The organism is Sporosarcina sp. P33, from assembly GCF_002077155.1.
GTDB lineage: Bacteria > Bacillota > Bacilli > Bacillales_A > Planococcaceae > Sporosarcina.
Map to the genome: position 1 here is coordinate 259918 of NZ_CP015027.1, position 15203 is coordinate 275120.

Sequence of the window (15203 nt, forward strand, 5' to 3'; positions counted from 1 at the left end):
TCCTCCTTGTCAGTTCATTACCCGTTCTACAGAGTATACATCTTTAATTTGTTTAATTTTATCGACGGTACGCTGTAAATGCGTAATGTTCTGAATTTTTATCGACATATGAATATGCGCGATATTGTCCTTATCTGCTTTGCCGCTGACTGCAACAATCGGTGTATTCATATCCGCCACGACCATCATCACTTCATTGAGCAAGCCTTGGCGGTCGAATGCAGAAATTTCAATATCGACCTGGAATTCTTTCCGTACTTTATCGTCCTGCAATGCCCAGCTGACATCAATGATCCGTTCTTTCTGGCCATGCTCAGACAGAACGTTCGGACAATCCGTGCGGTGAACAGATACACCGCGCCCCCGTGTAATGAAGCCGACAATTTCATCGCCCGGCACCGGATTACAGCATCGTGAAATACGGATCAGCATATTGTCAATATCTTTAACGATGACGCCGGATTCTGTCTGCTTATCTGATTGAGTCGTCTGCATATCAGAAACGATTTTATCGATAGTTTCCTTTTTCTCACGTTCTCTGCGCATGCGCTCCGCGAGCCGGTTGACAACTTGCTGTGCAGTAATGCCGCCGGAACCGACTGCCGCATAAAGATCTTCCTCTGAAGTGAAACTGAATTTATCAATCGTGCGCTGCATATTTTCTTTACTCAGCGCTTCCTTGATATCATATTCCTCTTCTTTCAATTCTTTTTGAATCATTTCACTGCCCTTATCAATATTCTCATCGCGTAATTGCTTCTTGAAGTATTGACGTATTTTATTTTTCGCCTGGGAAGTGTGCGCAAGTTTTAGCCAGTCACGGCTTGGTCCAAATGATTGTTTGGACGTCAAAATTTCGACGATATCACCCGTCGACAAAGGGGAGTCAAGCGGAACGATCTTGCCGTTTACTTTTGCGCCGGTCGTTCGGTTTCCGACTTCTGAATGGACACGGTAAGCGAAGTCAATCGGTACAGATCCTTGCGGCAGTTCAACGACATCTCCGTCCGGCGTAAATACATATACCATGTCCGAGAATAAATCGAACTTCAATGATTCCATGAATTCCTGTGCGTTGGATGATTCGTTTTGAATTTCAAGAATTTCTCGGAACCAAGTCAATTTTGAATCAATGTCATTCGAAGGTTTTGCCATTTTCTTGCCTTCTTTATACGCCCAGTGCGCTGCCACACCAAATTCGGAAATCCGGTGCATCTCTTCCGTCCGAATCTGCACTTCCAGCGGATCACCTGCAGGTCCTACGACCGTCGTATGAATGGATTGATAGAGGTTTTGCTTCGGCATCGCAATATAATCTTTAAAGCGCCCCGGCATCGGCTTCCACAGCGTATGGATAATTCCGAGCGCTGCGTAACAGTCCTTGATGCTTTTGACGACAATACGTACTGCCAATAGATCATAAATTTCATTGAACTCTTTTTTCTGGATAACCATCTTCTGATAAATGGAGTAGAGATGTTTCGGGCGGCCATGAATTTCCGCGGCAATCCCCATGTTATCGAGTTCCGCGCGCATTTGACTCATGACGTCCTTCAAATATTGTTCGCGCTCTGTCCGTTTTTGCTTCATCAGATTGACAATGCGGTAATACTGCTGCGGATTGGAATAGCGCAGTGCAATGTCTTCGAGTTCCCATTTAATTGTCGAAATTCCAAGACGGTGTGCGAGTGGAGAAAAAATCTCCAGCGTTTCTTCCGATACCCGGCGCTGTTTAGCGGCAGGCACGTGTTTGAGCGTTCGCATATTATGCAAGCGGTCTGCCAGTTTGATCAGTATGACACGAATATCCTGTGCCATTGCGATGAACATTTTCCGGTGATTTTCCGCTTGTTTTTCTTCATTGGATTTGAATTTCAGTTTATCGAGCTTCGTTACACCATCCACGAGCATAGCGACTTCATCACCAAATTCCCGGATAATATCTTCGCGGCTCACTTCAGTATCTTCCACTACGTCATGCAAAAAGCCTGCAGCGACTGTTTCCGGGTCCATTTGAAGTTCAGCCAGAATGCCGGCTACTTGAATGGGATGGTTGATATACGGTTCACCTGAACTTCTGAACTGTCCTTCGTGCGACTTTTTTGCCAATGCAAATGCGCGCTTAATGAAGTCGACATGTTCCTCGTTCATATATTTGGCGACAAGCTCGTAAATATCGTATTCTGTCAGGTCTTGATTTTTCGCCATTGTCTTACCCCTTTCAACCTATTCCGTAACAATGTAGATCATATTTTTTACTAGTATATGTATAATATCACCTATAGATAAAGTGAATCAAACGCAGGGCCTGGGTATATAGCAAGAATCCTCCGCACGAAGCGAAGGATTCCCCAATCAGTACGTAATTAATGCCCGGATGTCTTGGTTAGTTAACTTGTCGCGCCCATTGAGGTACGAAAGTTCAATCAGGAATGCGCAGCCTGCCACTACGCCGCCAAGTTTTTCGACGAGTTCGACGGTTGCGCTGACCGTACCGCCAGTCGCCAACAGATCATCCACGATCAGCACACGCTGACCCGGTTTAATCGCATCTTTGTGGATCGTCAGCGTATCTTTTCCATACTCAAGATCATATTCGACCGAAATCGTTTCGCGCGGTAATTTACCCGGCTTACGAACCGGCGCAAAACCGATCTGAAGTGCATATGCAACGGGACAGCCAATAATAAAACCGCGTGCTTCCGGCCCTACTATGATATCCACATCGAGTTCTTTCGCATACTCTACAATTTGATCTGTCGCATACTTATATGCTTCCCCGTTATCCATAATCGTCGTAATGTCTTTAAAGCTGACACCCGGTTTCGGATAATCGTCTACTGTCGTAACAAATTTTTTTAAGTCCACAATTTTTCCTCCTCAACAGCTGGCATCTCACGTAACGAGTCAAACACATTCTTTAAGTCCTGATAGGGGGCATAAAGAAGCAACTCTTCCAGTTTGATCTGCTGTTGGCGTTTTTTATAGGATGGCGCTTCTGCCAAATCTCGTTTGCCGGCAGAATCAAGCATCGTCACCTTACCATTCTCTAGTGTAACAAATTCCAGTTCATAAAACACTTTTGTCATGAATTTTATCATATCTTTTTTCCAGCCTTTGTGTTTGGAAAGCATTTCAATTTGCTGATGCAAATCAAATATCTGGCGCTTCTTCAAAAAGCTGTAATACCAGCCAAATTGCTGGCGGTCTGGCATCTTTTCAAAGTACATCGAATCATGCACATAGAGATGCAAATACACCCGGTCGGCCATAGTTGCTGCCATCACCTGTTTCAATTGTTCTTCCTGCTTCGGCAAATCCAGCAGAACAATTGAGCTGGATGGATAAATCGCATCACGCCCCATCAGGGTAATAGGCGTATCTTTGAAAAACGGAGCAAAATGCTGAATGGATGGTTCACTGAAAGCAATAAATTGTGCTTTGTCTGGAATCATCGGCAGCCATCTTGCAGGCTCACGCACTCCCCGGTAGTCAAACAGCTGCCATTCATCACATTTGATATCTTCCACCAGCATTTGCGCTTTTTTGCGGCCGTTCCATTCATTGATCTGTAAATCACCTGTCAGACTCAGCTTTCCCTGAGGAGCCATTTCGTCTGCCAATGCACCCGCTCCGAAATAAATGGCATCGATCCGTTCGTCTCTGTCTCCCATTTCCAGCTTCAGATGATCTTTCGCTGCACCTATTTTACGGACAGATAATCTGTCAAGCTGTTCAAGCAAGAAGACGGGTTTCGGGAATCCCACGCCAAATGGCCGGATCTGCTCCAGAGCTTCAATAGACGCAATGTCGATTTCATCCAAAGCAAGCGGCACATCAATCGATAACACGGGCTGCAACGTTTCTTCATTCAGGACTTCTTTTGCCTGTTCATTTAAATTAGCACGCAATAAGTCAACGTCTTCTATCTTCAGCGACATGCCCGCTGCCATGGCATGACCGCCGAAATGCGGCAGGATGGACGTGTTTTTCGACAGTTCTTTATACAAATCAAATCCTTCGATACTGCGCGCAGAACCTTTTGCGATACCGGTTTCATGATCGAGTGATAAAATGATGGACGGGCGGTAGTATTTCTCCGTCAGTCTCGACGACACGATACCGACGACTCCAGGATTCCACCCTTCCCCTTCGACAACCAGAACATATGGAATTTGATCACCATACCGGTTCTCAACTTGTTCTTCCGCTTCTTTTGCAATTTCTTTTACTAATTGTTGCCGGTCTTTATTCAAATCATTCAATTCTTCTGCAATTCCGAGCGCTTGCTGTTCATCTTCTGATTTCAATAAATCAACAGCAGAATCTGCATCACCAAGTCTTCCCGGCGCATTCAGACGAGGTCCGATCGTAAAGCCAATCGTTTCTTCCGATAATGCGGCCAGCTCATGTCCGCTCACTTGCATTAATGCACGTATGCCAGGTCGCTTGGAACGGCGCAATCTGCGGATGCCTTCTTTAACAGCATAACGATTTTCATCTTCAAGCGGCACAAGATCGGCGATGGTGCCGATCGCAACAAATTCAAGCAAATCAAGAGGCGGCTCACCAAGCAAGGCGGAAGCGAGTTTAAACGCCACACCTACGCCGGCCAGTTCTCCGAAGGGGTAATTGCCTTCCGGATGTCTTGGGTGAATGACTGCGTCTGCTGCCGGCAGCACGTCACCCATTTCGTGGTGATCTGTGACAATGACGGTCATGCCGAGCGTCTTCGCAAACGCGACTTGCTCAATGCCGGAGATTCCGTTATCAACGGTGATCAGGACTTCGGTGCCTTCTGTATGTAGTTGTTCGAAATAGTCACTGTTCGGTCCGTAGCCGTGTTCAAAACGATTCGGTATAGCGAAGTTCACTTTCGCACCCAATCGTTCGAGCGCAGTGGTCAGAACGGTGACGCTGGTGACGCCGTATAGTGATAGGTAAACCTTTGAAAGTTATCTCCGGCTTTTCCCCCACTTCACACCGTGCGTGAGACTTTCACCTCACACGGCGTTCCATCGAAAAATTCCAAAACTTTGGTAATCTACATAACTTAACAGAATTCACTTGTTCGTTGGTATGTCTAATCGTCCAATTAGAGTGTTACTTGCTGTAGTTCCAGTTTCTTTCGTAGCGTATTTATTTTATTCAGGCTTTGTGAGTTGGTTAGTAACTTTTTATACTTTGAGATTATTTCTTCATCTTTTGCATGGATTAAGATGTGAATGTCTTTATCAACGAGACAGAGGTTGTTATATTGGTCAGTACCACCTTGCAACCGTGGTACTTTATGATGGCAATGAATCGTCATCGGGTTTAACATTTGCCCTGTTACATGGCATTTCCCTCTTTGTGCACAGTATAATGCAATACGATTATCGTTGTACTCTATACTTCGCTGTGGAATTGGATGCTCCATCAGAAAACGAAGTATAGTGATATCAATAGTCGCCAGATTTTTGTGAATTTCTTCTCTGCCTTCTTTTGTATATGCATTAACTGTGTTACGTTTCATCATTGGATTCTTATGTTTAATATATCCAATTGGAAGTAGCGGATCTCGTGATATAAATCTTAATTGTTTGCTCTTCCCGTATTCTTTCTTAATAAATTCAGATGTTATCACACCTGTTTTCTTAATTCGCCTTTTCATACGATGGTCTTTCATACATGCATTCACTTCGTATGCAATGTTCCCCATGTCTTCGGAAATCATTGTTGCGGTACGGAAATATTGATGAAGTCCTATTACAGTCGAGTTGTAGAGTGCTATTTTTCTTGCTTGGTCGTTAACACCGCTATCATATCGAATACCGTTTATGATTTGCTTCAAGTTTTTCTTTGTGCGTTGAACTGCTTTGTCGCACATATGACTTTTCACAACCCATTTCATACCTTTTGGAATTAACTTCATCTTAAAACCCAGGAATTCTGAGTAGTCCTTTTTGAGATTCACTATTTTTGATTTGTCTTCGCTTATTTCTAAACCAAGTCTTTCTTTCAGCCACTTTTGTACTGCGATAAATAATCTTTTGGCGTGATTAGGATTACTGCAAAAGATTTTGAAATCATCTGCATAGCGAACAATATAACATTCTTTCAAGTTAGTTTTACGTAACGATTTATATTGATTTCCTTTGTCCGTGGAATTCCCACGATCTTCACGTCTGATTATTTTATCTTCACAGATAGGGATTGTCTCCCATTGGCTTTCAATCCAGTGATCAAGTTCATTTAAAACGATATTAGATAGCAGTGGAGATAGAATTCCACCTTGTGGCGTACCTTTCTCATTCTCAATGATTCGACCATCCGGCAACTTGATTTTCGCTTTAAGCATTTTCGAAATAATAGTGAGTAAATTCTTATCTTGAATACCCATTGCCCACATTTGTTTTAACAACTTTGCATGGGACACATTGTCGAAGAATCCTTTAATGTCGATATCGATTACATATGACATTTTTGAATTCTGCATAAGACGATAACTTTGAGCTATCGCATTCTCTACTGAGCGGTTCGGTCTAAATCCATGACTTCTCCCCGAGAATTTTGCTTCTACTATGGGTTCAAGAATTTGCAATATACATTGTTGGACTATCCTATCCCAGATAGCGGGAATTCCTAAAGGTCTAATTTTTCCATTTGGCTTCGGTATTTCTACTCTTCTAACTGCTTTCGATTTATAATCTCGCAGTTTGTTTCTAACAAAATCAACAAATTGCTCCTCGGTCAGCTTGGAAATATGATCGATTGTTCGACCATCTACGCCAGCCGTTTTGCTGCCTGTATTGTTCTTAATATTTCGATACGCCAACTTAATGTTTTCAACTGAACTAATCATGGACATTAAGTTTTTAAAAGAACTGCCATTGTTGCTTTGTTCATACAACATGTCAAATGTATCTTGCATGTGGTAATACTCTGCGTTTCTAAGCTTGGACTTTTTAACATGTTTAACGATTTGTGAATTTGCCACAGACATCAACCCCTCTCTCAAGTGGTGATTCTTTTAGTCATACTCGAATCTGTGTCTGTTATGCATTTATAAGTCTTTGAAATTTCCGACTGGAGCCTATCCCTCCACCACTTATTATCATGGTTTCAAAGGTACTATGGCTCCACTCTCACGAAGATAAATCAGTTTTAATAGGTCGCCCCTTTATCTACTGAACTGTTTCTCAGGTAGGTTAATACCTCCGCATCCTTCGCTTTCCACGTTCCAATTTCTTTATCCTTACATATATCCTTAGGTTTCTCCTATAGTCCTGTATGCTTGAACTTGCCTGTAACAAGTTATGGGGTTTCATAACGCCAGATTTTTACTCGCCCACACATACGATGGCACTGCCACCTGTCACATTTCTGTGACAACTACGTCTAGACCCGTACATTCAGAGATTCGTCAGTGCTTCTGCAGCACATTCTAACCATAGATACTTTATGGACTCCCGGCATATAGGATACACCGTCCACCTCTGGACAGCTTTCGTGTCAGGTACTCGCTATGCTTTCCCTAACTTACGGTATCTCTCTGCCGACTTCACCGAGCTTCACACCTTTCAATTTAACCATTGAGAAGGCATGTCGGAGTATCAGAGTAGGCGTTTCAAGGCGTTACCCAATCATTCCATCTATCAAGAAATCAGTTCTCCTAGGGATTTTATTCGACTCCCTAGTGTCTAACCTTTTCAGTTAGAAACGTGTCGCACCTGCATCATAATCACCATATATGGTAATTTGTTCCTCGTCTTCCACTGCTTGCTTTATGCGGTCAACGGCTTTTTTCATGTCATATAACAAAAAAGGATCGTGCAGGTTGGATTCATCCATGTCCAAGTAGGCATTTGCCTGTTCGCTTGTGGTGATTCCGCGTGCGACGAGTATTTTAGTCAGCATGGTGGAAAGATTCAGGTCTTTCGCCAGCTGGTTGACAAGTTTTTCGTCCGGCCGGTCAATTTTCCATCTTTTTTTGGATTGTATCAATGCTCTCACTTCCTCTTTTCTTATTATATCTAATCCTGCTTGAGACGGAAAGGGAACGAGATGGATTTTGAAGAATGGGGAGGTGGTTAGTGGGATCGTCTGTTTTTGCGCTGTGTTGGGTCCGTTGCTCGACTGGTTTTTGGGGATTGGAGTTAGATAGTGTCAGCTCTTAGGACCCGCGCAGGCACGTGGGGGATTGCCTTACGTCATGAGCCAGCTGGCGATAGTGCGCCGCCAGTTGTCTCATGACTTCGGCCGACCCCGCAGTTGTGCCTGCGCTGCTGAGTGGGAGCAATCCAAGTACTCTTTTAAAAGAGATGAAGTTCAGTGACCGGTTGCCGACTGGCGTGTGCTTTGGCAAAAGACGTGTCATATTCTACTTCCCTCTAACTAAACGGAGGCGCCTTACAAGCGGTAGGCGTAGCGATGAGACTGACAGGCGCACTTCCTGTCTGGCTCATTGCGGAAGCCATCCGCAAGCGCCGCAGTGGCTTCAATGACGTTTTGTCACTGGTTTTGGTGTCGTTGCTCGATCGGCTGTCGGGTATTGAAGTTAGCAACTGTCCGCTCTTAGGACCCGCGCAGGCACGTGGGGGATTGCCTTACGTCATGAGCCAGCTGGCGATAGTGCGCCGCCAGTTGTCTCATGACTTCGGCCGACCCCGCAGTTGTGCCTGCGCTGCTGAGTGGGAGCAATCCAAGTACTCTTTTAAAAGAGATGAAGTTCAGTGACCGGTTGCCGACTGGCGTGTGCTTTGGCAAAAGACGTGTCATATTCTGCTTCCCTCTAACTAAACGGAGGCGCCTTACAAGCGGTAGGCGTAGCGATGAGACTGACAGGCGCACTTCCTGTCTGGCTCATTGCGGAAGCCATCCGCAAGCGCCGCAGTGGCTTCAATGACGTTTTTTCACTGGTTTTGGTGTCGTTGCTCGATCGGCTGTCGGGTATTGAAGTTAGCAACTGTCCGCTCTTAGGACCCGCGCAGGCACGCGGGGTATTGCCTTTCGTCATGAGCCAGCTGGCGATAGTGCGCCGCCAGTTGTCTCATGACTTCGGCCGACCCCGCAGTTGTGCCTGCGCTGCTGAGTGGAAGCAAGCCAGGTTACTTTTTTAAAAAAGAAGAAGTACAGTGACTGGTTGCCGACTGGCGTGTGCTTTAGCAAAAGCAGTGTCATTTTCGCTTCCCCTTACTGAACGGAGGCGCCTCCCAAGCGGTCGGCGTAGTAATGAGACAGGCAGGCGATCTTCCTGTCTGGCTCATTGCGTAGCCATCCGCCAGCGCCGCAGTGGGTTTAAAACGTTCCCCTCACTTTTCACAATAACGTTATGACGTTCTGCTTACTAAAAAAACTGCCACAAGGAAGTCTACAAGCACGACTTCCTGTGGCAGGTTGCGGTCAATACAGCTCTTTCGGGGGAATAATCTCCGCCTCAACCAGCGGCGGCTCCATCAGTGTATCGATGCGCTCCTCCATCTCCTGCATCTGTCTGCGCTGTGCGCTTAGCTCTTCCTCTTTCAGATGCAGCTGCTTCTCAAGCACCTTCACACGGCGCCCGCTTCTGTAAGATTTATAAATAGCGAAAAAGCCGCTGATCAGCGCACCGAGCAAGGCGGAGCCGAGAATGATGAGCACGAGCGGAATCATCTCCGTGCCGAAGAAGTAATTTACTGGCACAGACTCCACATTGAACACAGCAAATACAGCAATTAACACTGCGAATAACAAACCGGCCAACACAGTCCACTGGAACTTCATGTCCTTCATTCCTCCAATCAAAAAAAGCAGGATATACCGAAGTATACCCTGCTTTTTATATGGTTCAAACGTATTATACTACCGGTTCGTCTGAGCCCCACTGTTTTTTCTCTTTTTCTACTTTTATTCCTCCGTCTTTAAGAATCTGCTTCTTCTTCAGATCGAACCAAAGCTGGGCAGAGATGAAGATGGAAGAATACGTACCTGCAAGCAAACCAATCAATAATGCGACGGAGAATGGACGAATGGATTCTGCACCAAGCGCCATCAATGCCACAACGACGAAGATTACTGTCAGTACGGTGTTAACCGAACGTCCAAGTGTCTGCCGCAATGACTTATTGACAATAAGCGCCAATTCGTCTGCATTACTAATGTGTTTCGAGCGATGCAAGTTTTCCCGTATTCTGTCAAAGGTGACGATGGTATCGTTGATGGAATAACCGATGATCGTCAGTACCGCTGCGATAAATGTGATGTCGACTTCTAGCCGCAAAATACTGAAGACCGCGATCATGAAGAACGCATCGTGCAACAGACCGATAATCGCTGCCAGACCCATACGCCACTCGAAACGGAGTGCCACGTAGATGATGATGCCGAGCGCTGCAATCGCAAGTGCCGAAATTGCATTGCGTACGAGCTCTTTACCTACTGTGTCCGAAACGGTTGAAACGTTTGGCTCTGCACCATAAAGGGTTTTAATTTCTTTTTTGAAACTGTTGACTTCTTCTTGTGTAAATTCTTCTTTGTATCGCGCAACCGCAATATTTTTGTCATCTCCGGAAATCACTACATCCGTTGTCGGGTGACCGATTTCCTCAAGCTGTTTCGTTACCTCGTCTTCGTCAAGCTGCTGTTCGGCAAGAACTTCAACACGTGTACCGCCGGAGAAGTCGATTCCGAGATTGAGCTTGAAGACGCCGAGCATAATTGCTCCGACAATCAGCAAAACAATAGAAATCGTATAGAAACGTTTTCTTGAATGAACAAAGTCGAAACGGTCAAATTTCGTAGACAAATCAAGTGTTTCATAGCCTTCATCTGCTGAATGGACTTGCTTTTTGTTCAGTCCGAACCAGCCGACTTTATTGTCAAGGAAACCGCTGTGTACGAGAAGTCCGAGCAGCAGGCGTGATCCCCAGACGGCTGTCAGGAAACTGACCAGAATACTGATGATGAGCATTGTCGCGAAACCTTTTACAGAGCTTGTACCATAAATGAACAATACAACCGCTGCAAGCAATGTCGTGACGTTTGCATCCAGAATCGCCGTGAATGAAGATTTCGCTCCGGCCGTAAAGGACGATTTCACCGATTTTCCGACACGCAGTTCTTCTTTGATCCGCTCATAGGTGATTATATTGGCATCGACCGCCATACCGACCCCGAGCATTAATGCCGCAATACCCGGCAGCGTCAGGACACCGTTAATCAATGTGAATACCAGCAATATCAAATAGATATAGACAGATAGTGTGACAACTGCGATAATCCCTGGCAAACGATAATAGAGTGCCATAAAGATAAAGATTAAGCTGATACCGACAATGCCGGCGAATATTGTCTTATCCAGTGCTTGTTCACCGAACTGCGCACCGACAGAAGTCGAGTAAATTTCCTCTAAATCCACAGGAAGTGCGCCTGCGTTTAAAATACCGGCAAGATTCTTTGTTTCTTCCACAGTGAAGTTACCCGAAATCTCGACATTTGAAGAATTAATCGTTTTGGATACATAAGGTGCAGAAATGAATGCAGGGTCTGGTTTCATTGCTTCTTCTTTAAAGGAGTCTTCGCCTTCTTTAAAGTCCAGCCAGATCACCAGCATGTTGTCCGGCTTCATTTGCGCAATTTCAGATGTAACCTCTCCAAATTTATTTGGATCTTTCATTTCCAATGTCACAACAGGGTTGTTGTTTTCATCGAAATTGGCTTTCGCCTTGCCTTCTTTCAAATCATTGCCGTCTAGCATTAATTCGTCATTCGCATTACGGAAAGACAGATTCGCTTGAGTGGACAATAATTCACGGGCTGATTCCTGATCTTCTACGCCCGCAAGCTGAACACGGATCCGGTTGTTCGATTCAATCTGGATGCTTGGTTCACTTACTCCGAGCACGTCAATACGATTCGTCAATGCGCGGGCCGTATCGGCAACTGTTGACTCTGTAATCTTCTGTCCTTCCTTCAATGGATTGACCTGATACAGAACCTCGAAACCGCCTTGCAGGTCAAGACCGAGCTTGACGTCTTTTAAAATCGGATTTGTCGTTGAAAATACCGTTGATGCCAAGATCACGATGAGCAGCAAAAACGCGACAATCCTTCCTCTGTTTTTCATATTTCCTTTTCCCCCTCATATACTAGAGCGGCACAGCACCTGCTATGTACTTGATTCTCTCATTGTACAACATACCAATTATGAAACAGTCGGTTGGCTGTGTCAAATACTTCATAGTTATAAACGAAAATCATTCAGATTTTTTTGGCGAAAATAACTCAGCCCATTCTTCTTTACTCAATTCTAAAATCTCCTCGCTGCGTCGCTGGGCCTCTGTCTGCGTGTGGGTCATGAATTGTGCGGCGGTAATCGCCAGAATATCTGCTGTCATTTTGTAGGGGTGCATCGCAGAAATATCTTTTTTTCGCCACTTTTTTTCCGCCAGATACAGCAGCAGATCCTCTTCTGTAATCTCCGAATAGCCGTAAAACGTCAATTCGTTTTTCTTACTTTCAAGTGCAGGGAGCAACTGTCTGTATATTTCTTTAAGCTGTTGATCCAAGGCCGCTTCACCTCTCGTTCATTGTTGCGGAATAAAGTTGATTATATCACATACACTTAACTATATTTTGGTTTTTTATATGCATTCTTACTGCAGCAGAAATGGCGGGAAAAGAAGGAGTTGTTTGGGGTGTCATCATTTATCCGGGGGACGATCTTTTTGATGGCGGCCGTGTTTTTATCGAAATTACTCGGCTTTGTCTATCGAATACAATTTATGAGGGTAGCGGGAGAAGAGACAGTCGGGATTTATATGACAGCCTATCCGGCGTTCATCTTCTTCCTCTCACTTGTGCAGCTCGGTGTGCCAGTCGCCATTGCGAAAGTCATTGCTGAATTAAAGGCAAAAGGCGATACCGTACAGCTGCGCCAAGTAATGAAAACTGCCACGTTCATCACAATATTATCCGGCGCAGTCTTCATTCCTGCCTGTGTTTTATTTACACCATTTTTAGCCGGAACTCTGCTGGGCAATGAAGCGACTGCCACCGCACTCTATGTGGCAATTGCAATTGTGCCAATCGCGGCGGTCGGCGGGCTGATCAGAGGGTATTTTCAGGGGATTGCACGCATTGAGGAAACCGCCTGGGCGCAGGTCATTGAACAGATCTTCCGAATTTTGCTCATTACGTGGATGCTGCCGTATATCCTCACACCTGCCGATCCGATGATGAACGCGGCATATGCGATGGCAGTGACGTTCTTAGCGGAAGTATTGTCTGTGCTGTATCTGTTGTTTAAATACCGGCAGAACCTCCGTACACAGCCAAAGAAACGCGAAAAAGAAACGCGCTATCCGATGGAGCCTATTTTAGAGGTGGCGCTTCCATCATCAGGCAGCCGTTTGTTCGGTACATTCACATGGTTTTTGGAGCCGATTATATTTTTACGCGCGCTTTCCATGGCAGGCGTAGGGACAGTAGCCGCCACTTCGTTATACGGAGTCATTTCAGGCGTACTTATTCCGCTTCTGTTGTTTCCAGCATTCATTCCGTATGCATTGTCAGTTGTGCTCGTTCCGGCAGTGAGCGGCGCCGCTGCTTCCAGCAACGTAAAAAAGCTGCAGGAGCGTATTCATCTGGCTCTTCGTTTATCCGCCCTGACCGGCGCTTTCGCAGCGACCGTATTTTATATTCACGGGCAAGATCTCGCGGAAAAACTGTTCCATATCGTAGAAGGCGGCAGGTATATGACACTGCTTGCACCAATATTTTTCTTTTATTACATTCAAAGCCCGCTGTATTCAATTTTGCAGGCAACCGGCGACGCAAAAGCAGGTATGATGAATTCGGTTTACGGCGGAATTGCGAAACTCGCGGTGATGTTTATATTAGCGTCGCAACCCGGCCTTCAGGAAACAGGCGCCGTTTTGGCAATCGGATTCGGCGTACTCGTCACGTCGTTCCTGCATATCGCGACATTGAGGCAGAATAAATCGACCGCGACTGGCTTTTCGATGTTCGCGATGACATATATTACATTTTTAATGACCGTCATCATGCGTCCGATTTTTATTCCGATAGGTTCGCATCACTTGTTCGTAGAAGTTGCGATAACTTCTGCCGTATTGCTTGTTTTATTATTGCTGACAAGACAAATCAAAACACAGGATTTCGTTATGCTGCGCAATTTGGTTAAACGCTATTAATTTCTTTCATCTGAACTTTTATTTCTCCCTGTTCGTACGAGCAGTAGAAAATTGTCGACAGGTCAGTGATGTCTTTTTCGCGTAGCTTTTTCATCAGCCACTCTTCGGTCTTTCCGATCAGTTTCAAATGTTTGGGCTGCAGCTCCCCGTCGAGCACAAGCCCAACAATCGGCGAGTCGCCATCTTTTGTGAAGACGGATAAATTACCCGACGGCTCGAGGTAGGCAAACGTCACGTTATGAATGGAACCGATTTGATTTTCCCGCAGTTGCTGAAATAAATCATCAAGATTATACCGCTGTTTCCGCATTTCATCTTCCTGAATCTGTCCATGTTTAATAATCAGTGTCGGATCACCGTCTACCAGATCACGGAACTTCTTGCTTTTCAATGAAATCATCGACGAAATATATTGAATGACGAGCAGCAGCAGAATGGGAAGAATACCTTCCATAATTGGCTTATCCGGTGATTCCACAATCATCGCGGCAACTTCTGCCATGATGATGAAAACAACAATATCTATCACGCCTAATTCTCCGACTTCCCGTTTTCCCATAATACGGAGGATGACGAGAAGAAATATATATAAAAAGACTGTACGTAATCCGATGATGAGTAACTCATGCACAACATATCTGCCTCCTTCACACCTTAGTGTGCCGGCAGACATTTTTTCTATACATGGACATACAAAAAAGCGGTAATCTATGGACACACCAGTAGATAACCGCTTTTTATTATGCTGTTACAACTCTTCCGATTGCCTGCTTGTCAAAACGTAAAACCGTCGTGTCAGATACACGCAAGAAAATAGAAGTCTCGTCCACAGCATCCACTGTTCCGTGAATTCCGCCGATTGTTACTACTTCGTCTCCGCGCTTTAAACTGTTTTGCATCTCTTTCGCTGCTTTCTGTCTCTTTTGCGCAGGACGAATGAGTAAAAACCACATGATCGCTACCATAAGTACAAGTGTAAAAATACCACCGTATTGTTCCATCATTTTATATCTTCCCCCTTCCTGAATC

13 protein-coding genes are annotated in these 15203 nt (G+C 45.0%); 3 read left to right on the top strand and 10 right to left on the bottom strand.

The window, feature by feature from the left end:
- Positions 1-9: 9 nt before the first annotated feature.
- The 5 genes from SporoP33_RS01265 to SporoP33_RS01285 all read right to left on the bottom strand — a co-directional run bounded on the left by SporoP33_RS01265 (position 10) and on the right by SporoP33_RS01285 (position 7986).
- A complete protein-coding gene (locus tag SporoP33_RS01265) occupies positions 10-2208 on the bottom strand; it encodes a RelA/SpoT family protein (protein WP_081242059.1) in 2199 nt (732 codons plus the stop codon).
- A gap of 147 nt (positions 2209-2355) precedes the next feature.
- Positions 2356-2868 (bottom strand): adenine phosphoribosyltransferase, encoded by a 513-nt coding sequence (locus SporoP33_RS01270; protein ID WP_081242060.1) that lies wholly within the window; start codon positions 2866-2868, stop codon positions 2356-2358.
- Positions 2859-4874 carry a single-stranded-DNA-specific exonuclease RecJ gene (gene recJ / locus SporoP33_RS01275; protein WP_231293277.1) on the bottom strand — a complete coding sequence of 672 codons (2016 nt, stop codon included), beginning with the start codon at positions 4872-4874 and terminating at the stop codon, positions 2859-2861. Before recJ ends, SporoP33_RS01270 begins: the two co-directional genes overlap by 10 nt.
- Before the next feature lie 221 nt (positions 4875-5095).
- Positions 5096-6985 (bottom strand): group II intron reverse transcriptase/maturase, encoded by a 1890-nt coding sequence (ltrA, locus tag SporoP33_RS01280; protein WP_081242062.1) that lies wholly within the window; start codon positions 6983-6985, stop codon positions 5096-5098.
- Positions 6986-7695: 710 nt separating this feature from the next.
- Entirely contained in the window at positions 7696-7986 is a 291-nt protein-coding gene (locus tag SporoP33_RS01285; protein WP_081242063.1) for a DHH family phosphoesterase, read from the bottom strand.
- Between the two features lie 426 nt (positions 7987-8412).
- Here SporoP33_RS01285 and SporoP33_RS01290 point away from each other — a divergent pair, with 426 nt between their 5' ends.
- Both SporoP33_RS01290 and SporoP33_RS01295 read left to right on the top strand, forming a co-directional pair.
- Positions 8413-8718 (top strand): hypothetical protein, encoded by a 306-nt coding sequence (locus tag SporoP33_RS01290; protein ID WP_081242064.1) that lies wholly within the window; start codon positions 8413-8415, stop codon positions 8716-8718.
- A 95-nt stretch (positions 8719-8813) separates the two neighbouring features.
- The gene (locus SporoP33_RS01295) at positions 8814-9101 is read left to right on the top strand and encodes a hypothetical protein (protein WP_081242065.1); all 288 of its coding nucleotides are present in this window, start codon (positions 8814-8816) and stop codon (positions 9099-9101) included.
- A 283-nt stretch (positions 9102-9384) separates the two neighbouring features.
- On the opposite strand, the gene SporoP33_RS01300 is transcribed toward SporoP33_RS01295, so the two are convergent.
- The 3 genes from SporoP33_RS01300 to SporoP33_RS01310 form a co-directional block, all read right to left on the bottom strand.
- Complete coding sequence (locus SporoP33_RS01300) at positions 9385-9744, bottom strand: LapA family protein (protein WP_081242066.1); 360 nt, start codon at positions 9742-9744, stop codon at positions 9385-9387.
- Between the two features lie 73 nt (positions 9745-9817).
- A complete protein-coding gene (gene secDF / locus SporoP33_RS01305; RefSeq protein WP_081242067.1) occupies positions 9818-12085 on the bottom strand; it encodes a protein translocase subunit SecDF in 2268 nt (755 codons plus the stop codon).
- Positions 12086-12215: 130 nt separating this feature from the next.
- Complete coding sequence (locus tag SporoP33_RS01310) at positions 12216-12527, bottom strand: post-transcriptional regulator (protein WP_081242068.1); 312 nt, start codon at positions 12525-12527, stop codon at positions 12216-12218.
- 129 nt (positions 12528-12656) lie between these two features.
- Between SporoP33_RS01310 and SporoP33_RS01315 the strand changes: the two genes are divergently transcribed.
- Entirely contained in the window at positions 12657-14174 is a 1518-nt protein-coding gene (locus tag SporoP33_RS01315; RefSeq protein WP_081242069.1) for a putative polysaccharide biosynthesis protein, read from the top strand.
- On the opposite strand, the gene SporoP33_RS01320 is transcribed toward SporoP33_RS01315, so the two are convergent.
- Both SporoP33_RS01320 and yajC read right to left on the bottom strand, forming a co-directional pair.
- Positions 14161-14805 carry a DUF421 domain-containing protein gene (locus tag SporoP33_RS01320; protein WP_081242070.1) on the bottom strand — a complete coding sequence of 215 codons (645 nt, stop codon included), beginning with the start codon at positions 14803-14805 and terminating at the stop codon, positions 14161-14163. The genes SporoP33_RS01315 and SporoP33_RS01320 overlap by 14 nt on opposite strands.
- A 109-nt stretch (positions 14806-14914) precedes the next feature.
- Entirely contained in the window at positions 14915-15175 is a 261-nt protein-coding gene (gene yajC, locus SporoP33_RS01325) for a preprotein translocase subunit YajC (RefSeq protein WP_081244712.1), read from the bottom strand.
- Positions 15176-15203: the final 28 nt, after the last annotated feature.

Excerpts from the sequence above, each read along its gene's own strand:
- secDF (WP_081242067.1), bottom strand. The coding sequence starts at position 12,085 with ATGAAAAACAGAGGAAGGATTGTCGCGTTTTTGCTGCTCATCGTGATC.
- SporoP33_RS01290 (WP_081242064.1), top strand. The coding sequence starts at position 8,413 with ATGAGACTGACAGGCGCACTTCCTGTCTGGCTCATTGCGGAAGCCATC.
- SporoP33_RS01300 (WP_081242066.1), bottom strand. The coding sequence starts at position 9,744 with ATGAAGTTCCAGTGGACTGTGTTGGCCGGTTTGTTATTCGCAGTGTTA.
- ltrA (WP_081242062.1), bottom strand. The coding sequence starts at position 6,985 with ATGTCTGTGGCAAATTCACAAATCGTTAAACATGTTAAAAAGTCCAAG.
- yajC (WP_081244712.1), bottom strand. The coding sequence starts at position 15,175 with ATGGAACAATACGGTGGTATTTTTACACTTGTACTTATGGTAGCGATC.
- SporoP33_RS01295 (WP_081242065.1), top strand. The coding sequence starts at position 8,814 with ATGAGACTGACAGGCGCACTTCCTGTCTGGCTCATTGCGGAAGCCATC.
- SporoP33_RS01265 (WP_081242059.1), bottom strand. The coding sequence starts at position 2,208 with ATGGCGAAAAATCAAGACCTGACAGAATACGATATTTACGAGCTTGTC.